This is a genomic window from Streptomyces sp. NBC_01304, assembly GCF_035975855.1.
GTDB lineage: Bacteria > Actinomycetota > Actinomycetes > Streptomycetales > Streptomycetaceae > Streptomyces.
This window is the reverse complement of sequence record NZ_CP109055.1, coordinates 4,227,321-4,253,002: the sequence shown is the minus strand read 5'-3', so window position 1 is coordinate 4,253,002 and position 25,682 is coordinate 4,227,321. Positions and strand designations below refer to the sequence as shown.

The 25,682-nt window shown below is 70.6% G+C and carries 27 protein-coding genes; 16 read left to right on the top strand and 11 right to left on the bottom strand.

The window, feature by feature from the left end:
• Window positions 1-35 precede the first annotated feature (35 nt).
• Complete coding sequence (gene dapE, locus OG430_RS18470; RefSeq protein ID WP_327353626.1) at window positions 36-1,124, top strand: succinyl-diaminopimelate desuccinylase; 1,089 nt, start codon at window positions 36-38, stop codon at window positions 1,122-1,124.
• Window positions 1,125-1,260: 136 nt separating this feature from the next.
• Window positions 1,261-2,010 carry a TIGR00730 family Rossman fold protein gene (locus OG430_RS18465; protein WP_327353625.1) on the top strand — a complete coding sequence of 250 codons (750 nt, stop codon included), beginning with the start codon at window positions 1,261-1,263 and terminating at the stop codon, window positions 2,008-2,010.
• Window positions 2,011-2,147: 137 nt separating this feature from the next.
• On the opposite strand, the gene folP is transcribed toward OG430_RS18465, so the two are convergent.
• The gene (gene folP / locus OG430_RS18460; RefSeq protein WP_327353624.1) at window positions 2,148-3,017 is read right to left on the bottom strand and encodes a dihydropteroate synthase; all 870 of its coding nucleotides are present in this window, start codon (window positions 3,015-3,017) and stop codon (window positions 2,148-2,150) included.
• A 117-nt stretch (window positions 3,018-3,134) separates the two neighbouring features.
• On the opposite strand from folP, the gene OG430_RS18455 reads away from it, so the two are divergent.
• The gene (locus tag OG430_RS18455) at window positions 3,135-3,521 is read left to right on the top strand and encodes a DivIVA domain-containing protein (RefSeq protein WP_327353623.1); all 387 of its coding nucleotides are present in this window, start codon (window positions 3,135-3,137) and stop codon (window positions 3,519-3,521) included.
• On the top strand, window positions 3,518-4,093 hold the full coding sequence (locus OG430_RS18450) for a DNA-3-methyladenine glycosylase I (RefSeq protein WP_327353622.1): 576 nt from the start codon (window positions 3,518-3,520) through the stop codon (window positions 4,091-4,093). The genes OG430_RS18455 and OG430_RS18450 overlap by 4 nt, the downstream gene beginning before the upstream one ends.
• Window positions 4,094-4,240: 147 nt before the next feature.
• Here the strand turns inward: OG430_RS18450 and OG430_RS18445 are convergent, their stop codons facing one another.
• Entirely contained in the window at window positions 4,241-5,041 is an 801-nt protein-coding gene (locus tag OG430_RS18445; protein WP_327353621.1) for an enoyl-CoA hydratase/isomerase family protein, read from the bottom strand.
• A gap of 331 nt (window positions 5,042-5,372) precedes the next feature.
• Between OG430_RS18445 and OG430_RS18440 the strand changes: the two genes are divergently transcribed.
• Window positions 5,373-5,540 (top strand): DUF3117 domain-containing protein, encoded by a 168-nt coding sequence (locus tag OG430_RS18440; RefSeq protein ID WP_003966491.1) that lies wholly within the window; start codon window positions 5,373-5,375, stop codon window positions 5,538-5,540.
• Between the two features lie 107 nt (window positions 5,541-5,647).
• Here OG430_RS18440 and OG430_RS18435 read toward each other — a convergent pair whose 3' ends face one another.
• Window positions 5,648-6,367 carry an O-methyltransferase gene (locus tag OG430_RS18435; protein WP_442816720.1) on the bottom strand — a complete coding sequence of 240 codons (720 nt, stop codon included), beginning with the start codon at window positions 6,365-6,367 and terminating at the stop codon, window positions 5,648-5,650.
• A 143-nt stretch (window positions 6,368-6,510) separates the two neighbouring features.
• Here OG430_RS18435 and sigE point away from each other — a divergent pair, with 143 nt between their 5' ends.
• The 5 genes from sigE (at window position 6,511) to OG430_RS18410 (ending at window position 12,158) form a co-directional block, all read left to right on the top strand.
• Window positions 6,511-7,290 (top strand): RNA polymerase sigma factor SigE, encoded by a 780-nt coding sequence (gene sigE / locus OG430_RS18430; protein ID WP_327359140.1) that lies wholly within the window; start codon window positions 6,511-6,513, stop codon window positions 7,288-7,290.
• A complete protein-coding gene (locus OG430_RS18425; protein WP_327353620.1) occupies window positions 7,287-8,252 on the top strand; it encodes an anti-sigma factor in 966 nt (321 codons plus the stop codon). The genes sigE and OG430_RS18425 overlap by 4 nt, the downstream gene beginning before the upstream one ends.
• A 429-nt stretch (window positions 8,253-8,681) precedes the next feature.
• A complete protein-coding gene (locus OG430_RS18420; RefSeq protein WP_327353619.1) occupies window positions 8,682-10,751 on the top strand; it encodes a S1C family serine protease in 2,070 nt (689 codons plus the stop codon).
• A gap of 165 nt (window positions 10,752-10,916) precedes the next feature.
• Window positions 10,917-11,423: a sec-independent translocase gene (locus OG430_RS18415; RefSeq protein ID WP_327353618.1), complete on the top strand. Its 507-nt coding sequence runs from the start codon at window positions 10,917-10,919 to the stop codon at window positions 11,421-11,423.
• A gap of 111 nt (window positions 11,424-11,534) precedes the next feature.
• Complete coding sequence (locus tag OG430_RS18410) at window positions 11,535-12,158, top strand: hypothetical protein (protein ID WP_327353617.1); 624 nt, start codon at window positions 11,535-11,537, stop codon at window positions 12,156-12,158.
• Window positions 12,159-12,240: 82 nt separating this feature from the next.
• Here OG430_RS18410 and OG430_RS18405 read toward each other — a convergent pair whose 3' ends face one another.
• Genes OG430_RS18405 through OG430_RS18395 form a run of 3 tightly spaced genes read right to left on the bottom strand, consistent with a single transcriptional unit; the run spans window position 12,241 to window position 15,284 of the window.
• Window positions 12,241-13,389 carry an Mrp/NBP35 family ATP-binding protein gene (locus OG430_RS18405; protein ID WP_327353616.1) on the bottom strand — a complete coding sequence of 383 codons (1,149 nt, stop codon included), beginning with the start codon at window positions 13,387-13,389 and terminating at the stop codon, window positions 12,241-12,243.
• A gap of 40 nt (window positions 13,390-13,429) precedes the next feature.
• Window positions 13,430-14,005 carry a DUF1003 domain-containing protein gene (locus OG430_RS18400; protein ID WP_327353615.1) on the bottom strand — a complete coding sequence of 192 codons (576 nt, stop codon included), beginning with the start codon at window positions 14,003-14,005 and terminating at the stop codon, window positions 13,430-13,432.
• A complete protein-coding gene (locus OG430_RS18395; protein WP_327353614.1) occupies window positions 13,989-15,284 on the bottom strand; it encodes a magnesium transporter MgtE N-terminal domain-containing protein in 1,296 nt (431 codons plus the stop codon). The genes OG430_RS18400 and OG430_RS18395 overlap by 17 nt, the downstream gene beginning before the upstream one ends.
• A gap of 186 nt (window positions 15,285-15,470) precedes the next feature.
• On the opposite strand from OG430_RS18395, the gene OG430_RS18390 reads away from it, so the two are divergent.
• Window positions 15,471-16,190 carry a hypothetical protein gene (locus OG430_RS18390; protein ID WP_327353613.1) on the top strand — a complete coding sequence of 240 codons (720 nt, stop codon included), beginning with the start codon at window positions 15,471-15,473 and terminating at the stop codon, window positions 16,188-16,190.
• 91 nt (window positions 16,191-16,281) lie between these two features.
• Here OG430_RS18390 and OG430_RS18385 read toward each other — a convergent pair whose 3' ends face one another.
• Window positions 16,282-16,791, bottom strand: coding sequence for a hypothetical protein (locus tag OG430_RS18385; RefSeq protein WP_327353612.1), 510 nt, complete (start codon window positions 16,789-16,791; stop codon window positions 16,282-16,284).
• A gap of 35 nt (window positions 16,792-16,826) precedes the next feature.
• A complete protein-coding gene (locus OG430_RS18380) occupies window positions 16,827-17,951 on the bottom strand; it encodes a magnesium and cobalt transport protein CorA (protein WP_327353611.1) in 1,125 nt (374 codons plus the stop codon).
• A 440-nt stretch (window positions 17,952-18,391) separates the two neighbouring features.
• On the opposite strand from OG430_RS18380, the gene OG430_RS18375 reads away from it, so the two are divergent.
• The 4 genes from OG430_RS18375 (at window position 18,392) to OG430_RS18360 (ending at window position 21,384) form a co-directional block, all read left to right on the top strand.
• Window positions 18,392-18,976 (top strand): suppressor of fused domain protein, encoded by a 585-nt coding sequence (locus OG430_RS18375; RefSeq protein ID WP_327353610.1) that lies wholly within the window; start codon window positions 18,392-18,394, stop codon window positions 18,974-18,976.
• A gap of 100 nt (window positions 18,977-19,076) precedes the next feature.
• On the top strand, window positions 19,077-19,718 hold the full coding sequence (locus tag OG430_RS18370; RefSeq protein ID WP_327353609.1) for a DUF6758 family protein: 642 nt from the start codon (window positions 19,077-19,079) through the stop codon (window positions 19,716-19,718).
• 88 nt (window positions 19,719-19,806) lie between these two features.
• Window positions 19,807-20,670, top strand: coding sequence for a PHP domain-containing protein (locus OG430_RS18365; RefSeq protein WP_327353608.1), 864 nt, complete (start codon window positions 19,807-19,809; stop codon window positions 20,668-20,670).
• A 108-nt stretch (window positions 20,671-20,778) separates the two neighbouring features.
• A complete protein-coding gene (locus OG430_RS18360; RefSeq protein ID WP_327353607.1) occupies window positions 20,779-21,384 on the top strand; it encodes a MarC family protein in 606 nt (201 codons plus the stop codon).
• Window positions 21,385-21,481: 97 nt separating this feature from the next.
• Here OG430_RS18360 and OG430_RS18355 read toward each other — a convergent pair whose 3' ends face one another.
• Complete coding sequence (locus OG430_RS18355; RefSeq protein ID WP_327353606.1) at window positions 21,482-21,634, bottom strand: hypothetical protein; 153 nt, start codon at window positions 21,632-21,634, stop codon at window positions 21,482-21,484.
• A 198-nt stretch (window positions 21,635-21,832) separates the two neighbouring features.
• Here OG430_RS18355 and OG430_RS18350 point away from each other — a divergent pair, with 198 nt between their 5' ends.
• A complete protein-coding gene (locus OG430_RS18350; RefSeq protein ID WP_327353605.1) occupies window positions 21,833-22,756 on the top strand; it encodes an NYN domain-containing protein in 924 nt (307 codons plus the stop codon).
• 6 nt (window positions 22,757-22,762) lie between these two features.
• Here the strand turns inward: OG430_RS18350 and OG430_RS18345 are convergent, their stop codons facing one another.
• Both OG430_RS18345 and OG430_RS18340 read right to left on the bottom strand, forming a co-directional pair.
• Window positions 22,763-23,605 (bottom strand): alpha/beta fold hydrolase, encoded by an 843-nt coding sequence (locus OG430_RS18345; RefSeq protein ID WP_327353604.1) that lies wholly within the window; start codon window positions 23,603-23,605, stop codon window positions 22,763-22,765.
• Between the two features lie 232 nt (window positions 23,606-23,837).
• Window positions 23,838-25,574: a DEAD/DEAH box helicase gene (locus OG430_RS18340; RefSeq protein WP_442816511.1), complete on the bottom strand. Its 1,737-nt coding sequence runs from the start codon at window positions 25,572-25,574 to the stop codon at window positions 23,838-23,840.
• Between the last annotated feature and the right edge of the window lie 108 nt (window positions 25,575-25,682).

Here is a 25,682-nt window from a genome sequence, read left to right as displayed (position 1 = left end):
GCGTTTATGTGAAGGGAACGTCTAGGGTCGATGACATGTCCGAGACCTCACAGCACCCGCTTGACCTCACGCTCGACGCCGCGAAGCTCACCGCCCAGCTCGTCGACTTCCCGTCCCCGAGCGGCGAGGAGAAGCCCCTCGCGGACGCCGTCGAGTCCGCCCTGCGCGCACTGCCGCACCTCACGGTCGACCGCTACGGCAACAACATCGTGGCCCGCACGAACCTGGGCCGCGGCGAGCGCGTGATCCTCGCCGGGCACATCGACACGGTGCCGATCGCGGACAACGTGCCGTCCCGCCTCGACGAGGACGGCGTGCTGTGGGGCTGCGGCACCTGTGACATGAAGTCGGGCGTCGCCGTCCAGCTGCGCATCGCCCAGACGGTCCCGGAGCCCAACCGCGACCTCACCTTCGTCTTCTACGACAACGAAGAGGTCGCCGCCGAACTCAACGGCCTGCGCCACGTCTCCGAGGCCCACCCCGACTGGCTGGCGGGCGACTTCGCGATCCTCCTCGAGGGCACCAACAACGACATCGAGGGCGGCTGCCAGGGCACGCTGCGGGTCTTCCTCAAGCTCAAGGGCGAGCGGGCCCACTCTGCGCGCGCCTGGATGGGCGACAACGCGATCCACAAGGCGGCCCCGATCCTGGCCAGGCTGGCGGCGTACGAGCCGCGCAAGCCGGTGGTGGACGGCCTTGAGTTCCACGAGGGCCTCAACGCAGTACGTATTGAGGGCGGCCACGCGAACAACGTCATCCCCGACGACTGCACGGTGGTCGTGAACTTCCGCTACGCGCCCGACCGCAGCATGGAGGAGGCCGAGGCCTTCGTCCGGGACTTCTTCGCCGACTGCGAGATCGACGAGTTCATCGTCGACGACCACACGGGCGGCGCCCGCCCCGGCCTGACCCACCCCGCCGCGGCGGCCTTCGTGGCGGCGGTCGGCGGCGTGCCGAAGCCCAAGTACGGCTGGACGGACGTGTCGCGGTTCAGCGCCATCGGCGTACCGGCGGTGAACTTCGGGCCCGGTGAGCCGCTGCTCGCCCACAAGGTCGACGAGCGGGTGCACACGTCGAGGTGCATCGAGGGCGAGGAGAAGCTGCGCGCCTGGCTGACGGCCTGAAGGCCCGACGGCCGACGGTCGGACGACATCGCGACTTACCTCATTTGTAACGCCCGTAGACCTACCCTGAACTGACACGCGAGAGCGCGAGAGATCGCGCACGCACGTCACGCACGTCAGCGGAAGGGGATCGTCCATGGGCAGTCCAGAGATGCAGGGCCCGCCGGAGGAGCAGTACCTCGGCCCGGTGGTGCGGCGGCGGGATCAGGTCACCCCGGGCACCACCGATCAGCGGCTCCTCGACTCCGAGGGCGACTCGGAGTGGGTGCACACCGACCCCTGGCGGGTCATGCGCATCCAGTCCGAGTTCGTCGAGGGCTTCGGCGCGCTCGCCGAACTCCCCAGCGCCATCAGCGTGTTCGGCTCGGCCCGCACCCCCGCCGACTCACCCGAGTACGAGGCGGGCGTCCAGATCGGCAGGGCCCTGGTGGAGGCCGGCTTCGCGGTGATCACCGGCGGTGGCCCGGGCGCCATGGAGGCGGCCAACAAGGGCGCGCGCGAGGCGAAGGGAGTCTCGGTCGGCCTCGGCATCGAGCTGCCCTTCGAGCAGGGGCTCAACGAGCACGTCGACATCGGCGTGAACTTCCGCTACTTCTTCGTCCGCAAGACGATGTTCGTGAAGTACGCGCAGGGCTTCGTGGTCCTGCCCGGCGGCCTCGGCACCCTGGACGAGCTCTTCGAGGCGCTCACCCTGGTCCAGACCCGCAAGGTCACCCGCTTCCCGATCGTGCTCTTCGGCACGGCGTACTGGAGCGGCCTGGTCGACTGGCTCCGCGACACGGTGATCGCAGGCGGCAAGGCCTCGGAGAAGGACCTCCTCCTCTTCCACGTCACGGACGACATCGACGAGGCGGTGGCGTTGGTCACCAAGGAGGTCGGGCGGTAGTTGATCAGCCCGTGGGGCCTTCCTTCAGCCCGTCCGGCGTTTGAGGACAATCTTTTGTCTGTCGAAGCCGGCGGCAGCCTTACGGGAAGGGGCGGGGCGGGGAGAAAAAACCCCCACCCCGCCCGCACCCAAATCGCCTACGCGAGCCCCCGCCGAGCAACGGCAGGAGCCCGATGACCAGCAATGGTCGAAACCATGTCCAACACCTGCCGAGTCTCGGCGACTTCATGCACGCGATACACCTGAGCCCCCAGCCAAGCCGACACCGCAGTGGTCGCCAGCGTCCCGATCACCCGCTCCTTGACCGGCTTGTCGAGCGTCTCCCCGACAAAGTCCTTGTTGGACAAGGAAACGAGCACGGGCCACCCCGTCTCGACCATCTCGCCCAACCGCCGCGTCGCCTCCAACGAATGCCGCGTGTTCTTCCCGAAGTCGTGCCCCGGATCGATGAGCACGGACTCCCTGGGCACCCCCAGCGAAACGGCCCGCTCGGCAAGCCCCAGCGTCACCCGCAGAATGTCCGCCATCACATCCTCGTACGCGATCCGATGCGGCCGTGTCCGCGGCTCCGCCCCGCCCGCGTGGGTGCACACAAGCCCCACCCCGTACCGCGCGGCGACCTCCGCGAGCTTCGGATCGACCCCGCCCCAGGCGTCGTTGAGCAGATCGGCACCCGCCTCGCAGACGGCCTCGCCGACGTCGTGCCGCCAGGTGTCGACGCTGATGACGACATCGGGGAACCGCCGCCGCACCTCGGCCACGAAGCCGACCGTCCGCCGCGCCTCCTCCTCGGCGGACACCTCCTCGCCGGGACCGGCCTTGACCCCGCCGATGTCGATGATCATCGCGCCCTCGGCCACGGCCTGCTCCACGCGCGCGAGCGCGGGCTCGTCGCGGAACGTGGCGCCCTGGTCGTAGAAGGAGTCCGGGGTCCGGTTGACGATGGCCATGATCACGGGCTCGTGCACATCGAACTCGTGCCGTCCCAGCCGCAGCGGGCTATGCATCCCCTGTGTCCTCCTCGCATTCGGTCGCCTGCGACCTTAACTGTCAGTGGCGCATGGCACGATCGGACATCGAGACTTGACGCAAGACGTGCCGCCGAGTTCGTGTGCCCCGGGGAGATGGTCGTGTTCTGGTTCCTGCTCATCGCGCTCGTCGTGGTGGTCACCGCGGTCACGCTCGCGGTCCTGAGCGGCGGCGAGTCGGCCGTGCTCCCGGACGCCGAGCCGGAGCGCTTCGCCGACCCGCTGCCCCTGGAGCGCCCGGTGCACCGCGCGGACGTGGACTCCCTCCGGCTGCCGCTGGCGGTACGGGGATACCGCATGGCCGAGGTGGACGACGCGCTGAACCGCCTCGGGGCCGAACTCGCCGAGCGGGACGCCCGGATCGCGGAGCTGGAGTCGGCCCTGGCCGGCGCACACGCCACGGCGATCGGCGCGGACCCCTTCACCAAGGGCGCCGCCCCCCAGGACACCCCGCCCCCCGCCCCCGAGGAGCCCCAGCAGTGAACGGCGCCGCACACCCCGGCCCGGACGGCGCGCTGCGCTGCCCCTGGGCCCTCTCGGCCGACGACTACATCGCGTACCACGACGAGGAGTGGGGCCGCCCGGTCCACGGCGACGACGCGCTGTACGAGCGGCTCTGCCTGGAGGCCTTCCAGTCCGGCCTCTCCTGGATCACGATCCTGCGCCGCCGCGAGGGCTTCCGCGCGGCCTTCGCGGGCTTCGAGATCGCCAAGGTGGCGGCCTTCACGGAAGAGGACGCCGTACGCCTCCTCGCCGATCCCGGGATCATCCGCAACCGCGCGAAGATCGAGGCGACGCTGGCGAACGCGAAAGCTCTGGCCGAGTGGGGGCCGGGCGAACTGGACAAGCTGATCTGGTCGTACGCGCCGGACGCGGCGACGCGCCCGGCGCCGCGCACGATTTCCGACGTTGCGGCGATCACGGACGAGTCCAAGGCGCTGTCCAAGGACCTGAAGAAGCGGGGCATCCGCTTCGTGGGCCCGACGACTGCGTACGCGCTGATGCAGGCGTGCGGGCTGGTGAACGACCATCTGGCCGAGTGCGCTTCGCGCTGATTTTCCCCCACCCCGCCCCTTCCCGAAATCCTGCGGAGCTGTGTCCTCAAACGCCGGACGGGCTGACTTTGTCAGCCCGTCCGGCGTTTGAGGACAGTCTTTGAAGCCGGCGGCAGCCTTACGGGAAGGGGCGGGGTGGGGAAGAAACTAGCGCCCCAGATACTTCGGCTGCTCCTTCGCGATGAACGCCTGCACCGCGATCGCATGGTCCTCGGAGGCCCCGGCCAGCGACTGCAGCTCGTCCTCCTTGTCCAAGGTCTCGCTCAGCGAATGCGAAGCCCCGTACGCAAGGGATTCCTTGAGCGCGGCGTACGCCACCGTCGGCCCGGCAGCCAACGCACGCGCGACCGACAAGGCCTCCGACGCGAGCGACTCCTCCGGCACGAGCCGATTCGCGATGCCCAGCTCGAACGCCTCCTGTGCCTTCACCGACCGCGGAAACAGCAGCAGATCGGCAGCCCGCCCGGGCCCGACGACCCTGGGAAGGGTCCACGAAACGCCCGAGTCGGCCGTCAGCGCGACCCCCGCGAAGGACGTGTTGAAGGCCGCGGTGTCCGCGACCACGCGATAGTCCGCAGCAAGGGCGAGCCCGAACCCCGCCCCGGCGGCCACGCCGTTGACCCCCGCGACAACCGGCTTGGGCATCGACGTCAGGGCCCGCACCAGCGGGTTGTAGTGCTCGCTCACCGTGCTCATGGTCTGCCCGGTCCCGGCCTCCCGGTCGGCGGTCAGCGTGCCGATGTGCTCCTTGAGGTCCTGCCCCACACAGAAGGCCCGCCCGGTGGCGGTGAGCAGCACCGCCCGCACCGCCGGATCCGCGGCAGCGGCCTGCGCGGCGTCGCGCAGGGCGACCTTGGCCTCGGTGTTGAGGGCGTTCATGGCCTCGGGGCGATTGATGGTGATCGTCGCGAGCCCGTCGGTCACCTCGTAGAGCACGGCGTCGGCCATGGTGGGGGTCCCCTCCGTCGGAAATCCTCCGGACACGTGTCCGGCAGTCGTCAGGGCCCAGCATGACGGAGATCACCAGGGCCCGACATGTGCTCCGACATGTGACCTGCGTCAAAGAATTCGGGGTCACTTTGGCGGCTGCGGCGGCGCAGTATCGCAGCCACATCGCCGAATTGAGTGGTTTTGCTCAAGCGCGTTGCGCAAGCGATGCCTCCTCATGTTGGTCATCGGGTCCTGCGATGCGGGATAATGGCTTGGAAGCAATGTGTTCGATGCCGGTGACACCTGGGTTGTCGGCTGCGATGAGCTGGTTTCAGGAAGGGGAACGAGCATGGCGGCCATGAAGCCGCGGACGGGCGACGGCCCGCTCGAGGTGACCAAGGAGGGGCGGGGCATCGTCATGCGCGTTCCGCTCGAAGGCGGCGGTCGGCTCGTCGTAGAGCTGACGCCGGACGAGGCAGATGCGCTCGGCGACGCCCTCAAGAAGGTCGTCGGCTGACGCGGAACGCGTATCACCCACTTTCACTGCCCCGGGCCCTCACAAGGGTCCGGGGCAGTGTTGCGTCCACCGCTCGGCTCAGCGCCGGCGATCGGCCTCGATGAATCTCAGCGCTTGACCGCGCACAGCAGCCCGTCGCCCACCGGCAGCAGCGACGGCACCAGGTCGGGGCTTTCCCGCACGGTCCGCAGCAGCTCGCGCAGGCGCAGCACCTCGGCCGGCTGGGGCCCCGAGTCGACCGTACGGTCGTCGGCGAAGACGCCTTCGAAGCAGACGAGACCGCCGGGCCGCAGCAGGCGCAACGATTCAGCGAGGTAGTCGAGGCACTCCGTGCGGTCGCCGTCGCAGAAGACGAGGTCGTACCCGCTGTCCGCGAGGCGAGGCAGTACGTCGAGGGCGCGGCCCGGGATGAAGCGCGCGCGGTTGCTGGCGAAGCCGGCCGCGCGGAAGGCGAGCCGGGCGAACTGCTGGCGCTCGGGCTCCGGGTCGACCGTGGTCAGGACGCCGTCGGGCCGCATGCCGGACAGCAGATGGATGCCGGAGACGCCGGTGCCCGTGCCGATCTCGGCGACCGCCTTGGCGCCCGCGGTCGCGGCGAGCATCCGCAGCGCCGCGCCCGTGCCGGGCGTCACCGGACGCAGCCCCGACTCCCGGGCCCGCTCACGGGCCCAGTGCAGCGCTTCGTCCTCGGCGACAAAGGCGTCGGCGAACGCCCAGCTCGTCTGCCGGTTGCCGGTAATGGCCCTCTCCTGTCCCCTCCAGTGCCGGGTGGCCTTGGCGGCCTTGGCCTGCCGGTGACTGTATCCGTTGGGGGCGGGAACCCGCAGATGGGACCGGGCGTTAGGAAGGGGTGTAGGGCGGCACGGGGGAGAAGCTGATGGAACTGCAGGAGCAGGGGCAGGCTCGAGGCCCCGGCGGAATTCCAAATTCACGTAAAAACGCTTATCCGGAGCTAACGGGCGAGGTGGCTATGGTAGGGGCTCCACTGGACACCACCAGAGCCGACAGGGGAGGTGCGGCTGCGGCCGGTGATCAGGGACGGATGCCGCTCTGGCGGCGCTTTCTCAGGTCTCCCGGCGAGCCGAAATCCGTGACCAACACCGCTGACCGAACCCGCGCATCCGACTCCGCACAGACCGCGACCTTTGCCGCCGATGCGGATTCGCAGGCGTGGACTCCGCCCACCTGGGAGGAGATCGTCAGCACGCACAGTGGTCGGGTCTACCGCCTCGCCTACCGTCTGACGGGCAATCAGCACGACGCCGAGGATCTGACGCAGGAAGTCTTCGTCCGCGTCTTCCGCTCGCTGTCGACGTACACGCCGGGCACCTTCGAGGGCTGGCTGCACCGCATCACGACCAACCTCTTCCTGGACATGGTCCGCCGCAAGCAGCGCATCCGCTTCGACGCCCTCGGCGACGACGCGGCCGAGCGGCTGCCCAGCCGCGAGCCGTCCCCGCAGCAGGTCTTCAACGACACGCACTTCGACGCGGACGTCCAGCAGGCCCTCGACACGCTCGCGCCCGAATTCCGCGCCGCGGTCGTCCTCTGTGACATCGAGGGACTTTCGTACGAGGAGATCGCCGCGACCCTGGGCGTCAAGCTCGGCACGGTCCGCAGCCGTATCCACCGCGGCCGCTCCCAGCTCCGCAAGGCCCTCCAGCACCGGTCTCCCGAGGCCCGTGCCGAGCGCCGTTCGCTCGCGGTCACCGGTGTGCCCGCCCTGGGAGGAGGGGGCGCGACCGCGTGAGTGGATCCCGGCCCAATCCTGCCGAGCGGCACATTGCCGAGCAGCACCTGGGGGACCGGCTCGCCGCCCTCGTGGACGGAGAGTTGGGCCACGACACCCGTGACCGCGTCCTCGCACACCTCGCGACCTGTCCGAGGTGCAAGGCCGAGGCCGACGAGCAGCGGAGCCTGAAGACCTACTTCGCCTCCACCGCCCCACCCGGCCCCTCCGAGTCCTTCCTGGCCCGTCTGCAGGGCCTCTCCGAGGGTGGCGAGGACGACCGCGGCGGACCGTTCGGCCCCGGCCTGAGCGACCCCGTCTTCGACGTCCGGGCGGACGGGGTCTTCGGTGTCCGGGGCGACACCTTCGGATACCTCCCCACCACCGGGCACAGCGGTCTGCTCCCGGGCCGCGGCAGCCTGCTGCCCGACGACTCCCGCGAATCGCGGGGGCAGGGCTTCCGCATCCATGACGTGGGCCGCCCGGCGCACGACCGCGCCGCGGCCTCGCGCGGGCGCCGCTTCGCCTTCGCGGCGGCGGGCGCGGTGTCGCTCGCCGCGATCGCGCTCGGAGGGGTGTCCACGGGCGCGCCCGCCGCGCTGGACGGCTCCTCGGACGCGCGCGGCAGCAGGGCCACCCCGACACCCGCGCAGGGCTCGGGCACGGGCGCCGGCGTGGACACGCAGCGGCGGCGGAGCGGCGGCGGCCGGCAGTCGGCCCCTGACGACGCGGCGCGGCCGGGCACCCTCGCGGCGCCGGCCGCCTCCACCGGAGTCACGGGCCCCGGCCTGCCGGGCGTACCCCAGCCGTCGGGCGCAGCGGGCTCGCTCGAGTCCGTGGCCTCACCGATGCTGACGGGGGCCGCGGCGCTGTCCCCGCTGATACGGCCGGTGAGTTACCTGGCACCCTCACTGCCTTTCCTGGGGGAGGCGAAGCCTTCGGCCTCGCCGTCGGGCGGACCTTCGGGGTCGTCGGTCCGCTGACCCGAGGCGGGGTCCGCCCTCCCCGGACTCTTTGCGGGCTATGTCTTGATTGCTCGCGCCGGATGCGCGTCCGCCGAACCCTGTCCGTCCCCAGGGCCTGTCTTCAAACTCCCGTCGTCGCCCGAAGGGCGGCCCTGCGCCCGCTGCGGAGCAGCTGATGTCTGCGGTTGGTGCGTGCTCTCGGCGTGCCGGGTGAAGGTCCTCGTACTGGGACGTACTTGGGGCTTTGCCCGGTGCGGCGAGAGGGGGCACCTCCCACGCCTTTAAGGCAGTGGGGGCGCGTGCCAGGCGTTGCGGGGCAGGCGGGAGTTTGAAGACAGGCCCTGGGGCCACTGCACGGGCGTTCGGGGACCTGGTTGAATCCTCGGGGGACCGTGCTCGTCGAGGCGGGCCGAGCCGTGGATCAGGGTGTGGGGAGAGCGCAGAAATATGGACGAGGCGGAGCCCACCGGGCCGAAGGTGAAGGCGAAGTGGTGGAGCCGACCCCGGCCGGGTGTGCCGGGCGCCGAGGCCGATGCGGTCGATCAGGCGCCTGAGGGGCCCGAGGGGCGGCATGGCCAGGTGTCCGACGAGATATCGGGATCCGCGCAGCCGCAGCCCGAGCGAGCCTCCGGGGCCGACGGCACCGAGCCGCCTGCGCAGCCCCGACTCCCGGCCGCCTCCGGCCATTCGCCGTCCGGCGGGTCGGTGCAGGACGCGCAGCCGACGCAGGAGCTGCCACCCGTGCAGGACGCCCAGCCCGTGTCGGACGCGCCGCAGCCGTCGCAGGCCGCGCCGGCCGACCGGCCCGCGCAGCCCGGCTCCGAAACCCCGGCCCAGGCCTCCGACCGGCCCAAGCCCCGCCACGCCCCGGACCCCTACGGCACCCCGCCGTACGGCGAGCCCGGCCCGTGGGCCCCCGCGCCCCCGGTGCAGCACCCGATGGCAACTCCCGCCCAGGGAACGGCTGTCCCCAAGCTCCCGGCTGCGCCCGAGCAGGGGATACCCCACTCGACCGCCGCTCCGGTGCCCCCGCAGGCCGGGCCCGCGCCGGCCGCCCCGCACCCGCAGGCCGCGCCCCACCACCCCGGTACCCCGGCGCACCCCGCCGGCACCCCCGCGCACGGCACCCCCACACCGCCGTACGCCGGAAACCCCCAGGGACCGACGGCCCCGCAGCCGGTGACCCAGCAGCAGCCCCACGCGCAGCACCAGCCCCATCCTCAGCAGCAGCAGCCCAACCCCCCACACCAGCCCAACGGCGCCCACCAGCCCAACGGCACGCACGGTGGCACCCCCCAGCCCCACGCCGCCACGCCCACCGGCCAGTGGCAGCAGTACGACCCGTGGCGCTCCCCGCACCCCCAGCCCCTGCTGCACTCGGGCGGCCCCGCCGCGGCGCCCGCCCGTAAGCCCCGGCGCGGTCTGCTGCTCGTCGGGGCCCTGCTGATCGCCCTCGTCGCGGGCGGCATCGGTGGCGGTGTGGGCGCGTACGTGGAGCGCAACGGCGGTGTGGGCGAGGTCAAACTCCCGCAGGTGGCCAAGGGATCCAAGGACCGTGCCCCCGACAGCGTCGCCGGGATCGCCGCCAGCGCGCTGCCCAGCGTCGTCACCCTGCACGTCAGCGGCGACGGCGGCCAGGGCACCGGCACCGGCTTCGTCCTCGACAACAAGGGCCACATCCTCACCAACAACCACGTGGTGCAGCCCGCGAGCGAGGGCGGCGACATATCCGTCACCTTCAGCGGCGGCGAGACCGCGAAGGCCAAGCTCATCGGGGCCAACGGCGGCTACGACATCGCGGTCGTCAAGGTCAGCAACGTCAAGGGCCTCAAGCCGCTGCCGCTCGGCAACTCCGACAACGTCCAGGTCGGCGACCCGGTCGTGGCCATCGGCGCCCCCTTCGACCTGGCGAACACCGTGACGTCGGGGATCATCAGCGCCAAGGAGCGCCCGATCACCGCCGGCGGCGAGGAAGCGGACGGCAGCGACGTCAGCTATGTGGACGCGCTGCAGACCGACGCCCCCATCAACCCCGGCAATTCGGGCGGCCCGCTGGTCGACTCCGATGCCCACGTCATCGGCATCAACAGCGCCATCCGCTCGGCGAGCGACGGCTCGGAGTCGGAGGGCGGCCAGGCCGGCTCCATCGGCCTCGGCTTCGCCATCCCGATCAACCAGGGCAAGCGCGTCGCTGAGGAGCTGATCAACACCGGCAAGGCGACCCACCCGGTGATCGAGGTCACCCTCGACACCAAGTACACGGGCGACGGCGCCCGCGTCGCGGACAAGGGCGCCGACGGCAGTCCGTCGGTGAATCCCGGCGGGCCGGGGGCCAAGGCGGGCATGAAGGCCGGTGACGTGATCACCGCGGTCGACGGCCAGCGCATCCACACCGGCGAGGAACTCATCATCAAGATCCGCGCCCATCGCCCGGGCGACCGCCTCGAACTCACCCTGAAGCGCGGCGGCGATGAGCGGACCCTGTCCCTCGTGCTCGGCGCCTCCGAAGGAAACTGACGACGGAATCCGATTCCCGACCGAAGCCCGGCCGATTCCCGGGGGGTTACCTGAAAGTCGGCGGAAGGTCGCCCTTCCGTCGACGCAAGGGCCCCGGGACAGTACCGGCGATACAGGATCGCCGGGTACCGTGGTTCCCGCCCGGACATGGCAAGGAGCTGCAAGGTGTTCAACGACATAGGCGCACTTGAGCTGGTGACGCTCGTGGTCCTTGCCGTGCTCGTTTTCGGCCCGGACAAGCTGCCGAAGGTCATTCAGGACGTTTCCAGCTTTATCCGGAAAGTCCGGGCCTTCTCCGACAGCGCCAAGCAGGATATCCGCGACGAACTCGGCCCGGAGTTCAAGGACTTCGAGTTCGAGGACCTCAACCCCAAGAAGTTCATCCGCAAGCAGCTGGACAGCGATGAACTGGGGCTGAAGGAGATCCGTAACGGCTTCGACCTGCGCAAAGAGATCAACGACGTCACCGACGCCGTGAACGGCACCGAGGCCGAGCCGGCCACCACCCCGGCCGCGGCCGGCCGCGCCGATCTGAGCAAGGACGCCGGCAGCCCGAATCTCACCAAGGGCGACGGCCCCAATCTCGGCAAGGGCGGCAGCCCCGACCTCGAGAAGAAGCCCGCGAATCCGGCCAAGGACGCGCCTCCGCCGTTCGACGCAGACGCCACCTGACCGACCCGCGAACGCCTCGCCGCTATATTCCTCTGTTGTTGTCCGGACTCAGGACGCCCGAGGGGGGCGGGCCGCTCCGGACCGGGAGAGATCGAGGAGGCGGCCGGGTACATGGAGACGACGACCAGTCACACAGGTGCACGCGCGGTCGACGGCTATCTGCTGGCGCCGTTCCCGTGGTACGGCCTGGACGAGGCCTTCACGGGACCGCGCTGGCTGATGCAGGTCGGCGCCGCGGCCGACGGCGCGGTCGAGCACGGTTCGATCGGGCACGGCGACGAGCCCACGGTGCGCTCGGAGACACGTGACGACAGCAGTGCCAAGGAGCGCTTCGCGGTCGTGGTGACCGTCGCCGCCAACCCGGTGCGGCGCAGCGCCGACGGCACCGGCGTCCTGGAGGCCACCTCGGTCTCCTCGGCGGCCTGGCTGGCCGGGGTCGGCCTGCTGAATGCCACCTGGCCCAGCCAGATGGACCACACCCTGCGCGGCGACTGGCTGGACCAGCAGACGGAGACCGCCTGGGTCCTCGCCGACGACCTGCAGGGCTCCGACTGGTCGACGCTCACGCTCCCCGTGGACGGCGTGCCCACGTCCTTCCACTACCGCGAGTCCGAGTTCGGCTGGGTCCTCGCCGGCTCGACCCGGAGCGGCGCCCACCTGGGTGCGTACGGCCGCGGGATGAGCGCGTACGGCCTGGCCTTCTCGGTGGTCAAGGACATCACCGAGTACGCCTGACGGTCACTGATTTCCGGTACGTACGTCGATGGGGCGCCCCCTGATCAGGGGGCGCCCCATCGACGTACGCGTACGGAAGAAGTCAGAACTTGTTGCGCGGCGTGATCCCGAGCGACATGCCCGACAGGCCGCGCTGACGGCCGCCGAGCTTGCCCGCGATCGCGCGCAGTGCGGCGCCGGCCGGGGACTCGGGGTCGGTCAGGACGACCGGCTTGCCTTCGTCGCCGCCCTCGCGGAGCCGGACGTCGATCGGGATGGAGCCGAGCACCGGGACGTTCGCGCCGGTGGTCTTGGTGAGGCCCTCTGCGACCCGCTGGCCGCCGCCCGTGCCGAACACGTCGACCATCTCGTCGCAGTGCGGGCAGGGCAGCCCCGCCATGTTCTCGACGACGCCCACGATCTTCTGGTGGGTCTGCACGGCGATGGAGCCGGCGCGCTCGGCGACCTCGGCGGCGGCCTGCTGCGGGGTGGTCACGACGAGGATCTCGGCGTTCGGCACCAGCTGGGCCACGGAGATCGCGATGTCACCGGTGCCCGGCGGCAGGTCCAGGAGCAGGACGTCCAGGTCGCCCCAGTAGACGTCCGCGAGGAACTGCTGGAGCGCGCGGTGCAGCATCGGGCCGCGCCACACCACCGGGGCGTTGCCCGGCGTGAACATGCCGATCGAGATGACCTTCACGCCGTTCGCCGTCGGCGGCATGATCATGTTCTCGACCTGGGTGGGACTGCCGTCCGCGCCGAGCATGCGGGGCACCGAGTGGCCGTAGATGTCCGCGTCCACGACGCCGACCTTCAGGCCGTCGGCCGCCATCGCGGCGGCGAGGTTGACCGTCACGGAGGACTTGCCGACGCCGCCCTTGCCGGACGCGACCGCGTACACCCGGGTCAGCGAGCCGGGCTGGGCGAACGGCACCTCGCGCTCGGCGGTGCCGCCGCGCAGCGCGGTCGCCAGCTCCTTGCGCTGCTCGTCGCTCATCACGTCGAGCGTGACGGAGACGGAGGTGACGCCCTCGACGCGGGAGACCGCCTCGGTGACGTTCGTGGTGATCGTGTCGCGCATCGGGCAGCCGGAGACCGTCAGATACACGGTGACGGCGACCGCACCATCCGCCCCGATCTCCACCGATTTGACCATGCCGAGCTCGGTGATCGGCCGGTGGATCTCGGGGTCATTGACCGTGGAGAGCGCCTCGCGGATCGCGTCCTCGGTCGGATACGTGTCGGTAGCCATACGGGAATGGTACGGCGGATGGGTGACAGCCCGAAAAGGCCTAGCGGCGGTCGCCTTCGTCACTCCGTACGACCTGCTCTGCGGGAATAACCGAGGGGAGCGCTGCCCGCTGCTGCTCCATCTCCTTGACCAGGTCCTGCAGTTCCGACCGGATCCAGTCCCGGGTCGCGACCTCGCCGAGGCCCATCCGCAGGGCGGCGATCTCCCGGGTCAGGTACTCGGTGTCCGCGATGGAGCGCTCGTTCTGCTTGCGGTCCTGCTCCAGATTGACCCGGTCCCGGTCGTCCTGCCGGTTCTGCGCGAGCAGGATCAGCGGGGCGGCGTACGAGGCCTGCAGCGACAGCGCGAGCGTCAGGAACAGGAACGGGAACGGGTCGAAGCGCAGGTCGGTCGGGGCCGTGACGTTCCAGACGATCCACACGGTGATGATGATCGTCATCCAGACGATGAACCGTCCGGTCCCCAGGAACCGGGCGATCTTCTCCGACATCTGCCCGAACGCTTCCGGGTCGTAGTCGGGCAGCAGCTTGCGGCGCGTGGCGCGCGGCAGGTCGAGCCGGATGCGCGGCCTGCCCTCGGGGCGCGGCTCCCGCTCGCGGTCAGCCGTGGGTGCCATGGCCGGCCTCCCCGGGGTGCTCGCCCTCACCGGCGTGGAACTCCGACTCGCGCCAGTCCTCCGGCAGCAGGTGGTCCAGTACGTCGTCCACGGTGACCGCGCCGAGCAGCGAGCCGCTCTCGTCCACGACGGGCGCCGCGACCATGTCGTACGTCGCGAAGAAGGCGGTGACCGCGGGCAGCGGGGTGTCCGGGTCGAGGGACTGCAGATCCTTGTCGAGCATGGACCCGACCAGCGTGAACGGCGGGTCCCTGAGCAGCCGCTGGAAGTGCACCAGGCCCAGGTACTTGCCGGTCGGCGTCTGGTCCGGCGGCCGGCAGACGTACACCTGCGCGGCGAGCGCCGGTGACAGATCGGGATTGCGTACGCGGGCGAGCGCGTCGGCGACCGTGGCGTCGGGCTGCAGCACGATCGGCTCGGTCGTCATCAGACCGCCGGCCGTGTGCTCCTCGTACTGCATCAGGCGTCGCATGTCGGCGGCGTCGTCCGGCTCCATCAGGCCGAGCAGGCGCTCCTTGTCGTCCTCCGGGAGCTCGGAGAGCAGGTCGGCCGCGTCGTCCGGGTCCATCGCCTCCAGGACGTCGGCGGCGCGCTCCTCCTTGAGCTTGCCGAGGATCTCGATCTGGTCGTCCTCGGGCAGCTCCTCCAGGACGTCGGCCAGGCGGTCGTCGTCGAGGGCGGCGGCCACTTCGGCGCGCCGCTTGGGGGAGAGGTGGTGCAGGACGTTGGCGAGGTCGGCGGGGCGCAGCTGCTCGAAGGTCGCGAGCAGGTTCTCCGCGCCCTGGCCGTGCTCCTCCAGCGAAAACCCGGTCACGGCCGACCATTCGAGGGTCAGTGTCTCGCCCTTGCGCCGGAGTGCGCCGGCCTTTCCCTTTCGTACGAAGACCCGGTCGATCTCCCAGTCCCGGCGGGCCGGCAGCTGCTGCACGGACACGTCTAGGACGGTCGCCTCCTCGCCGGTCTCGACGATGCTGACCCGCCGGTCGAGCAGTTCACCGAGGATCAGCCGCTCGGTCGGGCGCTGCTCGAAGCGGCGTACGTTCATCACGCCCGTGCTGATGACCTGGCCCGACTCGATGCCGGTCACCCGGGTCATGGGCAGGAAGATGCGGCGCCGCGTGGACAGCTCCACCACCAGGCCGAGCAGCCGCGGCGGCCGGTTGCCGACCCGCAGCATGGCGATGAGGTCGCGGACCCGGCCGACCTGGTCGCCGTTGGGGTCGAAGACGGCGGTGCCGGCCAGGTGCGACACAAAGATCCGGGGGGCGCCTGCCGCCATTCCGCACGCCTCCCTCGGGCCCTTGTTTGTCGCTTAATACGGGCTTCAGGCTAGTACGTAGTGATCGGATACGCCCTGGTGGGGCTTCCCCGGGCGTCCGCGCGACTCTCTGCCTGGTGACGTAGAGGACACCGGTACGCTGCCGTACTGCGCCTTTGGACACCCGGATGAGAGGCAGTGCCGCACGTGTTCGCAATCCCCCTGGGCCGGGCCCGCCGGACGGCACTCGTCGGCGCGATGTGCGCGGGTCTCGCCGCCGGCCTGACGGGTCTCACGGGCTGCGGCAAGGAGGACCCGGACGCCGGGACCAACGGCGTCGGGAAGCTCTCCGCCACGAAGATCCAGAGCCAGGCGAGCGCCGCGGCGAAGGCCGCCGACTCGGTCCAGGTCAGCGCGGACCTCGTGGTCAAGGGCGAGCCGTACCGCATCAAGATGCGGCTCAACGGCGAGGGCGGCACCGGCGAGATCACCGACGGCGGGGTCACCTTCCGCCTCCTGCGCATCGGCGAGGACGTCTTCATGCAGGCGGACGCCTCCCAGCTGGAGGAGGGCGGCGGCAAGGACAAGCTGTCCGCCAAGTACGTACAGGTCGCGCCCGGCGACCCGAAGTACAAGCGCTTCGTCTCCTACACCGACAAGGACGAGCTGCTCGGCATGCTGCTCGACCTGCACGGCAAGGTGACGAAGGGCGGCCGGGACACCGTTGACTCGGTCCGCACGGTCCAGCTCGCGGCGTCCAACGGCAACGGCGGCACCCTCGACGTCTCCCTGGAGGGCAAGCCGTACCCCCTCCGCCTGGTCCGCGCGGGCAACGCGGGCAGCCTGACGCTGACGGACTGGGGCAAGTCGGTACCTCTGAAGCCACCGGCCAAGGATGAGATGGCGGACTTGGAAGTTTCCGGCTGACGGCTCAGGCGCCCCGAACGGGGGCGCCCCCGTCAGGGGCGCGGGGAACTGCGCGACCAGCCCCCACCGGGCCCGCAGATGACAACGGTGCTCAGCGTTTGCGGCGCTTGAAAAGCAGCTTGGGCAGCGAGCCCGGAATGGCCTCACGTGTCGTCGCCCCACTCGGAAGAGGCGCCGCCGCAAGCGAGCCCGAGGGCACCTCGGCCTCAACCTCTCGCGGCTCAAGGCGCAGCACACGACATTCCCGAGCCCAACGCTCAGTCATCTGCTCGCTGTCCGGCGCATTCAACCGCTTCCCCTTGAGCTCGGCCACCGCCGCTTCCCACTCGGTAGAGTGCGGCGAGAGCTCCACCGTCTTGGCCGACCAGGTCACGAGCCGACCGCCCTTGTCCTTGCTCCGCACGGTCACCTCGGCCCGCGCCCCGTCGGAGAGCCCCGGCAGCGGTTGCTCGCCCGGCCCGTCCCCCACCACGTGCGCCGCGCCCTCGTGCCAGGCGTGCCACAGGGCGCGGGCGGGCCCCGAGCCCTGGACCCAGATCAGGCCGGACTTCTTGGTGGCCTCCTCGACGAGGGCCTGGTCGAGCGGGGACGAGAGAGTCATGGGGCGCAGCCTATTAGAGGCCCCCGCCGGCCCGCCTATAGCCACCCGTTGCGCTTGAGTGCCCGGTGGATCGTGAAGCAGATGCCGACCGTGACGAGGAGCACCATCGGGTAGCCGTACTCCCAGTCGGTCTCCGGCATGTAGTCGAAGTTCATGCCGTACACGCCACAGATCATCGTCGGTACGGCGATGATGGCCGCCCACGAAGTGATCTTGCGCATGTCCTCGTTCTGCGCGACGGTCGCCTGCGCCAGGTTGGCCTGCAGGATCGAGTTGAGCAGCTCGTCGAAGCCGATGACCTGCTCCTGCACGCGCGCCAAGTGGTCGGCCACGTCACGGAAGTACTTCTGGATGTCCGGGTCGACGAGCCGCATCGGCCGCTCGCTCAGCAGCTGCATGGGACGGAGCAGCGGCGACACCGCGCGCTTGAACTCCAGTACCTCGCGCTTGAGTTGGTAGATCCGCCCGGCGTCCTTGCCGCGCGGCCCGCCCTTGCCGGTCTGCGAAAAGACATCGATCTCGACCTCGTCGATGTCGTCCTGCACGGCGTCCGCGACCGCGATGTAGCCGTCCACCACGTGGTCGGCGATCGCGTGCAGGACGGCGCTCGGCCCCTTGGCGAGCAGCGTCGGGTCGTCCTGCAGCCGGTGCCGCAGCGCGCGCAGCGAGCCCTGGCCGCCGTGCCGCACGGTGATGAAGAAGTCCCGCCCGGTGAAGCACATGACCTCGCCGGTCTCCACGACCTCGCTGGTGGCGGTGAGTTCGGCGTGGTCGACGTAGTGGATGGTCTTGAAGACGGTGAACAGGGTGTCGTCGTACCGCTCCAGCTTCGGCCGCTGGTGCGCGTGCACCGCGTCCTCGACGGCCAGCGGGTGCAGCCCGAACTCCGCGGCGATGCCCGAGAATTCGGCCTCGGTGGGCTCGTGCAGCCCGATCCAGGCGAAGCCCCCGTCGCGGCGTACCTGCAGCATCGCGTCGTGCGGCGTAAGGCACGCCTCGTCCGCATCGGGCTTCACGCGGCGGCCGTCGCGGTAGACGGCGCAGTCCACGACGGCGCTGATGGCGGCCGGGTCCCGGGTGGTGTCGTACGGGCTGTACGGGGCACGCTCCTTGCGGAGCTGGGGGCGGACGGCGGCGCGGAGGTCACGGATCATCGACATGGCAGGCTCCTTCGCAACGCGGCTGCCCGCGGCAGGTGGCACAACCCGGAATGGGGACGTAAAGGGCTCGAACGGGATGAACCCGGCACATCCGCAAAGCGGGTGGCACCGCACCATCGCGGTGAACAACCTTCGCTGCTGACTCAAGAATCAAGCACTCGGATCAAGCAGAAAGCTAAAGACGAGATGCTCTTCCGTCGTGCGGAATGCCGAAGCTGCGGTTCAACCAGCAGTCACAGGGCGGAAGAACGGGTGGTACTGCACGGTCGACTTCGATCCATCAGCCCCACCTCCTCCGGCCGGTCCCCCATGAGGGACGGTTTGTCGGGCTCGAAAACAACGCTTCAGCGTGTCGCCCTGACCAGCGGCCAAGACTATCAGCCGACAGAAGTGTCAAGGCCCGTCTTTGCCCTCTCCATACGGTACGTATGCTCGGCGGCATGGCTGACGTTCTTGCCCTGGTAGAGGCCAGGCTGCGCACCGCACTTGGCGAACCCGACGCCCGGGCAGCGGTGACGTTCCTCGGCACCGACCGCATCGAGGTGCTGCGCTTCACCGACGGCGATGTCGTCCGGTACGCCACCCTCGGCATGTCGGCCCACCCCATGACCGACCCCACCGCGGCCCTCGCCGACCCGGTGCACGGCCCCCGCGCGGAGCTGGTCCTGTCGGTACGCGTCGGCCGCGCCGAGACCGACAAGGTGCTCCGCCCGCTCGCGGTCCTGGCCGCGTCCCCCCAGGTCGAGGGCCTGGTCGTGGCCCCCGGCGCCTCGCTCGACACGGGCGAACCCCTGTGGCCCGAAGCCCAGTTCACCTCCGTACTGGTCGCGGAGTCCGGCGGCCTCGTCGAGGACCTGGAGCTGGACGACCCGATGGACCCGGTCCGCTTCCTGCCCCTCCTTCCGATGACGCCCAACGAGGCGGCGTGGAAGCGGGTGCACGGCGCGGAGGCACTGCAGGAGCGGTGGCTGGCCCAGGGCACGGATCTGCGCGACCCGCTGCGCAGGTCCGTGCCGCTGGACTGACGCCGCCACTGGCCTCGACCTCTGACGTCGGAGGGGCCGTCGCATCCGGACGGGTGATCGTCCTTGACGCGACGACGACCACGGAGGACCGTGGGGCGCTATGAGGGGCGAACCCAGTTGCCCGAAGTGTGGTGGCCGGGTCAGGGCTCCCGGTCTCTTCGCCGATTCGTGGCAGTGCGACGTGCACGGGACCGTACATCCGCTGCAGCCTGTGATCCCGCCGAGCGTCGAGGCCCTCAGCGTCGTCGTGCACCGGTCGCGGGTCCCCGTGTGGATGCCGTGGCCGCTTCCCGTGGGCTGGCTGTTCACCGGCGTGGCCTGCGCCGGTGACGACCGGGGCGGCGGCCGCGCCACCGCCGTCGCCTGCTCGGGACCTGGTCCGCTCGGCGGCATCGGCGAGCTGGTCCTCGTCGCCGAGGAGCTCGGCGTCGGCCTCGGCGCGCGGTACGCGGGCATCGACGGGCCCGACCCCGGCCCGCACATCGCCGTCGAGAAGCCGCCCCAGGCCAAGCTCCTCGCGGCCGGCCGGCCCACCCCGCTGTGGCACGTCTCCGGCACGCCCGACGACCGGGCGGTGTTCGCGGGGGAGGCGCGCGGCCTGTGGCTCTGGGCGATCGTGTGGCCGGAGCAGTCGGGTCTCCTGATGTACGACGAGCTGGTGCTCACGGACCTGCGGGACGCGGGGGCCGAGGTCGAGCTGCTGCCGTGCGGGGCGCTCTCGCCGCGGATTCTGATGGCCTGAGCGAGCGTCCGGCCGGATTTCCGGTGCGAATCGAACGGTTACCCTTGAGCGTTCCCGCCCACCCCGTCAGAGCACTGGAGTATGTGTCATGCGTATCGACCTGCATGCTCACTCCACGGCCTCCGACGGTACGGACACCCCGGCCGAGCTGGTCCGCAACGCGGCGGCCGCCGGACTCGACGTGGTCGCCCTGACCGACCACGACACCACGCGCGGGTACGCGGAGGCCATCGCGGCACTGCCGCCCGGCCTCGCCCTCGTCACCGGCGCCGAACTGTCCTGCCGCCTGAACGGCACCGGCCTGCACATGCTGGCCTACCTCTTCGACCCCGAGGAGCCCGAGCTCTCCGCCGAGCGGGAGCTCGTGCGCGACGACCGGGTGCCGCGGGCCCGGGCGATGGTGGGCAAGCTGCGGGACCTCGGCGTCGACGTCACCTGGGAGCAGGTCGCCCGCATCGCCGGGGACGGCTCCGTCGGCAGGCCGCACATCGCCGAGGCCATGGTCGAGCTCGGCGTCGTACGTACCGTCTCGGACGCCTTCACCGCCGAGTGGCTGGCCAACGACGGGCGGGCGTACGTCGAGAAGCACGAGCTCGACCCCTTCGACGCGATCCGTCTGGTCAAGGCGGCCGGCGGCGTCACCGTCTTCGCGCACCCGCTGGCCCTGAAGCGGGGCGAGACCGTGCCCGAGGCGGCCATAGCCGAGCTGGCCGCGGCCGGGCTCGACGGCATCGAGGTCGACCACATGGACCACGACCCGGCCACCCGCGCCCGACTGCGCTCACTCGCCGCCGACCTGGGCCTGCTGGCCACCGGGTCCAGCGACTACCACGGCAGTCGCAAGACCTGCGTACTCGGCGAGTTCACGACGGACCCCGAGGTCTACGGCGAGATCACCCGCCGCGCGACCGGGGCGTTCCCCGTGCCGGGTGCGGGCGGAGCGAGCGCCTAGTCCTGCTCGGCCCAACTCTTCCGGTGTCCGGCACCCAAGGTTGTGCCCACCCGTGCCGCCCTGCGGCACGCCTGCCCACAACGTTTCTCATCTCATGCAAGGCCTACTGTGTTCGACGCTGCCGTCTTCGGATCCCTCTTTCTCACCCTATTTGTGATCATGGACCCCCCTGGGGTCACCCCGATCTTCCTCGCGCTGACCGCGGGCCGCCCCGCCGCAGTGCAGCGGAAGATGGCCTTCCAGGCGGTCTGTGTCGCCTTCGGCGTCATCGCCGTCTTCGGGCTGGTCGGGCATCAGATCCTCGACTATCTGCATGTCTCCGTGCCCGCGCTCATGATCGCGGGCGGTCTGCTGCTGCTCCTGATCGCGCTCGATCTGCTGACCGGCAAGACCGACGAGCCGAAGCAGACCAAGGACGTGAACGTCGCCCTGGTTCCGCTCGGCATGCCCCTGCTCGCGGGCCCGGGAGCGATCGTCTCGGTCATCCTGGCCGTGCAGAACGCCGACGGGGCCAAGGGCCAGGTGTCGGTCTGGGCCGCGATCGTGGCCATGCACGTCGTGCTCTGGGTGGTCATGCGCTACTCGCTGCTGATCATCCGCGTGATCAAGGACAGCGGCGTGGTCCTGGTGACGCGGCTCGCGGGCATGATGCTCTCCGCGATCGCGGTGCAGCAGATCATCAACGGTGTCACCCAGGTGATCCAGGGCAGCTAGCGCCGCGACCGGCCGCGGCACTTGGCGCCCGCTGACGTACAGAACACAAAACGCCCCCGTACCTCGCTGGGTACGGGGGCGCGCTGCTGCGTACGCGTTATGAAGCCGAGCTGTCGGCCGGCCGAATCAGGATGCGCTGGCCGATTGCGGCGGCCTGCTGCACGATCCGGTTGACGGAGGCGGCGTCCACGACGGTGGTGTCCACGGCGGTGCCGTCGACGTCGTCCAGGCGCATGATTTCGAAGCGCATGAGGCTTCTCCCTTCGTCTGATCCTCCTGCTGGAGAACTGTTGGTGCGAGTGCGGTACGTGGTGCCGTACTGATCTGTCCAACGAGATGCACCCTACAAACATTCCCTAAGCTAAGGAAATCTTTTTTCAGCCTAACTACTCACGAGTAGCGCGACCGTTTGTGTTCACCGCGTGACCGCCGGGACAATGGGTGCCCTATGGAAGATGACGACCCGGCCTCGAGTGACACTCCTGGCGGACTCGAGTCCCTCGGTGCCCGAATCGATCAGACCAATGCGCTGCTGCAGCGGATGCTCGCGGAGGTCGCCAAGACCCCGTCGACGCACGCGATCTTCGTCGACGCCGGCTATCTGTACGCGGCCGCCGGGCGCCTCGCCACCGGCACGGAGGACCGCCGGGCCTTCGACCTAGACGCCGAGGGCCTGATCGACGCCCTCATCGACAAGGCCCGCACGATCTTCGCGGACAGCCGGCTGCTGCGCGTCTACTGGTACGACGGTGCCCGCAGGCGCATCCACACCCCCGAGCAGCAGTCCATCGCCGAGCTCCCCGACGTCAAGGTCCGCCTGGGCAACCTCAACGCCAGCAACCAGCAGAAGGGCGTCGACTCCCTGATCCGCACGGACCTGGAGTCCCTGGCCCGGCACCGCGCGATCAGCGACGCGGCCCTGATCGGCGGCGACGAGGACCTGGTCTCCGCGGTCGAGGCCGCCCAGGGGTACGGCGCGCGCGTCCACCTGTGGGGCATCGAGGCCCCGGACGGCCGCAACCAGGCCGAGCCGCTGCTCTGGGAGGTCGACAGTCAGCGCACCTTCGACCTGGACTTCTTCAAGCCGTACGTCTCACGCCGCACGGTCACGACGTTCGAGCCGAGCCCCACCCGCCCCACCCGCGAAGCCGTGCGCTTCGTCGGCGCCCAGCTCGCCGCGACCTGGCTCGCGGCGCGCGGCCAGGACGCGCTGAGCGAACTGCTGCCCGGGCACCCCTACCTCCCCGGGCCGGTGGACCAGGAGCTCCTCGTCGAGGCGGAGGGACTGCTGCAGTACTCGCTGCGCGGGCAGGCGGATCTGCGGCGGGCGCTGCGGGACGGGTTCTGGGAGCACCTGCAGGCGCGTTACTGAGCGTCGTTACTGGGCGTCCCAGAAGGCGATGAGGGCCGCCGCCGTCTCCTCGGGCCGGTCGGTGTTGGGGGAGTGGTCGGCCCCCGCGATCACGCTCCGGCGGGCGGTGAGCCGTACGGCCATCTCGTCGAGGAGCGGCACCGGCCAGGTGTCGTCCTGCTGCCCCGACAGGACGTGCTTGGGCAGCGGCAGGGCGGCGAGCTCGGCGACCCGGTCCGGCTCGGTCCTCAACTGGGCCCCGGTGGCGGTGAGTTGGGCCGGGCTGTTGCGCAGCCAGCGTTCCCTCAGGGCGTCATCGGTGTCGGTGTCCTCCGGGGCGGCGGCCCCTTCCATTGCCTGGATCGCGTCCCAGACCTGGGCCATGTCCATCACGGACAGCGCGTCGCCGAGGAGCTTCACGCGCTCCTGCTGGGAGGGGGAGATGGCCGCGGGCCCCGAGGAGATCAGGGTCAGCGAGGCGAAGGGGGCCCTGTCCCGCAGGACGGCCGCGCGGGCGATGAGCCCGCCCAGGGAGTGGCCGAGCAGGTGCAGGGGCCCCTGCAGCGTCCCCGCCTGCGCCAGCACGTCCTGGGCCAACTCGGCCTGGGCGTACGGTGCTTGGTCGTCGGCCGGACCCTCGGACTCGTACTGGCCCCTGCCGTCCACGGCGATCGCGCGGTAGCCCGCTTTCGCGAAGGGGGTGAGCAGGGCGATGAAGTCTTCCTTGCTGCCGGTGTAGCCGGGCAGGAGGAGGACGGTCCCCTTCGGGGTGTCTGGGCATGCGTCCAGGGCGGCGAACTCCCCTCGCGGGGTGCGCATGCGGTAGGCACGCGTGCCGGGCGGGGGTGTGAAGGTGGGCGGCCTGCTCATGGGTTGAGGCTAACGTTTGATTTCCCCGCCCCGCCCCTTCCCGAAAGTCCTCAAGCGCCGGACGGGCTGATTCATCGAGCTCGGCCTCGATCAATCAGCCCGTCCGGCGTTTGAGGACACCGCCCGCAGGGCGGAAGGCTCCGCAGGATTTCGGGAAGGGGCGGGGCGGGGAAAAAGACTGATGGCCCGCCCCCACCAGGGGAAACGGGCCATCAGGCAGAACAGCTGGCTACTAGCCCTCGGGCTGAGCCTCAACAGCCTTGCGCGTCCGGCGGCGACGAGGCTTGGCCTCGCCCTCCGAAGCCTCGGCAGGCGCAGCCTCGACCGGGGCCGAAGCCTCAGCAGGGGCGGCAGCCTTCCGCGTCCGGCGACGCACCGGCTTCGCAGGCTCCGACGCCGCAGGCTCGACCGCGGCTTCGGCGACCGGCGCCTCGGCGACAGCCTTGCGGGTGCGGCGACGACGGGGCTTGGCCGGAGCCTCACCCTCGGCGGTGTCCACCGCTGCCTCGGCCGCGGCCGGAGCCTCGACCACCTCGGCGACGGCCTTGCGCGTCCGGCGACGACGCGGCGTGCGCGGCTCCTCCGAGGAGGCAGCCTCCTCGGCAACCGGAGCCGGAGTCACAGCGGCAGTCGAAGCCGCGGCCTCGTCCACCGAGGACCCGCCCCGCGTGCGACGACGCTGACGCGGCGTACGCGTACGAGCCGGACGCTCCTCCTCGACGACGGGAGCCGCGTCACGACGCGAGCCACCACGACCGCCGCGCGCCCCGCGCCCACCGGTCTCGCCCAGGTCCTCGAGCTCCTCGGCCCGCAGACCGGCGCGGGTGCGCTCGGCCCGCGGCAGGGTGCCCTTGGTGCCGACCGGGATGTTCAGCTCCTCGTACAGGTGCGGGGAGCTGGAGTACGTCTCGACCGGGTCGTTGAAGTCCAGCTCAAGAGCCTTGTTGATCAGCTGCCAGCGCGGGATGTCGTCCCAGTCGACCAGCGTGATCGCGATGCCCTTGGCGCCCGCGCGGCCGGTGCGGCCGACGCGGTGGAGGTACGTCTTCTCGTCCTCCGGAGACTGGTAGTTGATGACGTGCGTGACGCCCTCGACGTCGATGCCGCGCGCGGCGACGTCGGTGCAGACGAGGACGTCCACCTTGCCGTTGCGGAAAGCCCGAAGGGCCTGCTCGCGCGCGCCCTGGCCGAGGTCGCCGTGGACCGCGCCGGAGGCGAAGCCGCGCTTCTCGAGCTGCTCGGCGATGTCGGCCGCCGTGCGCTTGGTGCGGCAGAAGATCATCGCGAGCCCGCGGCCGTCGGCCTGCAGGATGCGGGAGACCATCTCCGGCTTGTCCATGTTGTGCGCGCGGAACACGTGCTGCTTGATGTTCGCGACGGTCACGCCCTCGCCGTCGGGCGAGGTGGCGCGGATGTGCGTGGGCTGCGACATGTAGCGACGCGCGAGGCCGATGACCGCGCCCGGCATGGTGGCCGAGAACAGCATGGTCTGACGCTTCGCCGGAAGCATGTTCATGATCTTCTCGACGTCGGGCAGGAAGCCCAGGTCGAGCATCTCGTCGGCCTCGTCCAGGACGAGGGCCTTGACGTGCTTGAGGTTGAGCTTCTTCTGGCCCGCGAGGTCGAGCAGGCGGCCCGGGGTACCGACGACGACGTCGATGCCCTTCTTGAGCGCCTCGACCTGCGGCTCGTAAGCGCGACCGCCATATATGGCGAGGACGCGCACATTGCGCACCTTGCCGGCGGTCTGCAGGTCATTGGTGACCTGCTGGCACAGCTCGCGGGTCGGGACGACGACGAGCGCCTGCGGAGCGTCGGTGAGCTCCTCGGGCTGCGCGCGGCCGGCCTCGACGTCGGCGGGAACGGTCACGCGCTCGAGGAGCGGCAGGCCGAAGCCGAGCGTCTTGCCGGTGCCGGTCTTGGCCTGGCCGATGACATCCGTGCCGGAAAGGGCGACGGGGAGCGTCATCTCCTGGATGGGGAAGGGGGACGTGATGCCGACTGCCTCAAGGGCTTCGGCCGTCTCGGGAAGGATCCCGAGGTCTCGGAACGTAGTCAGGGTGCTGCCTCTTCTGTG

Excerpts from the sequence above, each read along its gene's own strand:
- OG430_RS18465 (WP_327353625.1), top strand. The coding sequence starts at position 1,261 with ATGGGCAGTCCAGAGATGCAGGGCCCGCCGGAGGAGCAGTACCTCGGC.
- OG430_RS18420 (WP_327353619.1), top strand. The coding sequence starts at position 8,682 with ATGGACGAGGCGGAGCCCACCGGGCCGAAGGTGAAGGCGAAGTGGTGG.
- sigE (WP_327359140.1), top strand. The coding sequence starts at position 6,511 with ATGGTAGGGGCTCCACTGGACACCACCAGAGCCGACAGGGGAGGTGCG.
- OG430_RS18440 (WP_003966491.1), top strand. The coding sequence starts at position 5,373 with ATGGCGGCCATGAAGCCGCGGACGGGCGACGGCCCGCTCGAGGTGACC.
- OG430_RS18345 (WP_327353604.1), bottom strand. The coding sequence starts at position 23,605 with ATGAGCAGGCCGCCCACCTTCACACCCCCGCCCGGCACGCGTGCCTAC.
- OG430_RS18355 (WP_327353606.1), bottom strand. The coding sequence starts at position 21,634 with ATGCGCTTCGAAATCATGCGCCTGGACGACGTCGACGGCACCGCCGTG.
- OG430_RS18400 (WP_327353615.1), bottom strand. The coding sequence starts at position 14,005 with ATGGCACCCACGGCTGACCGCGAGCGGGAGCCGCGCCCCGAGGGCAGG.
- OG430_RS18365 (WP_327353608.1), top strand. The coding sequence starts at position 19,807 with ATGCGTATCGACCTGCATGCTCACTCCACGGCCTCCGACGGTACGGAC.
- OG430_RS18445 (WP_327353621.1), bottom strand. The coding sequence starts at position 5,041 with ATGGCCGACGCCGTGCTCTACGAGGTGACCGACGGGCTCGCGACGATC.
- OG430_RS18375 (WP_327353610.1), top strand. The coding sequence starts at position 18,392 with ATGGCTGACGTTCTTGCCCTGGTAGAGGCCAGGCTGCGCACCGCACTT.
- OG430_RS18370 (WP_327353609.1), top strand. The coding sequence starts at position 19,077 with ATGAGGGGCGAACCCAGTTGCCCGAAGTGTGGTGGCCGGGTCAGGGCT.
- OG430_RS18380 (WP_327353611.1), bottom strand. The coding sequence starts at position 17,951 with ATGTCGATGATCCGTGACCTCCGCGCCGCCGTCCGCCCCCAGCTCCGC.
- OG430_RS18395 (WP_327353614.1), bottom strand. The coding sequence starts at position 15,284 with ATGGCGGCAGGCGCCCCCCGGATCTTTGTGTCGCACCTGGCCGGCACC.
- OG430_RS18350 (WP_327353605.1), top strand. The coding sequence starts at position 21,833 with ATGGAAGATGACGACCCGGCCTCGAGTGACACTCCTGGCGGACTCGAG.
- folP (WP_327353624.1), bottom strand. The coding sequence starts at position 3,017 with ATGCATAGCCCGCTGCGGCTGGGACGGCACGAGTTCGATGTGCACGAG.
- dapE (WP_327353626.1), top strand. The coding sequence starts at position 36 with ATGTCCGAGACCTCACAGCACCCGCTTGACCTCACGCTCGACGCCGCG.
- OG430_RS18340 (WP_442816511.1), bottom strand. The coding sequence starts at position 25,574 with ATGACGCTCCCCGTCGCCCTTTCCGGCACGGATGTCATCGGCCAGGCC.
- OG430_RS18410 (WP_327353617.1), top strand. The coding sequence starts at position 11,535 with ATGGAGACGACGACCAGTCACACAGGTGCACGCGCGGTCGACGGCTAT.
- OG430_RS18405 (WP_327353616.1), bottom strand. The coding sequence starts at position 13,389 with ATGGCTACCGACACGTATCCGACCGAGGACGCGATCCGCGAGGCGCTC.
- OG430_RS18385 (WP_327353612.1), bottom strand. The coding sequence starts at position 16,791 with ATGACTCTCTCGTCCCCGCTCGACCAGGCCCTCGTCGAGGAGGCCACC.
- OG430_RS18455 (WP_327353623.1), top strand. The coding sequence starts at position 3,135 with ATGGTCGTGTTCTGGTTCCTGCTCATCGCGCTCGTCGTGGTGGTCACC.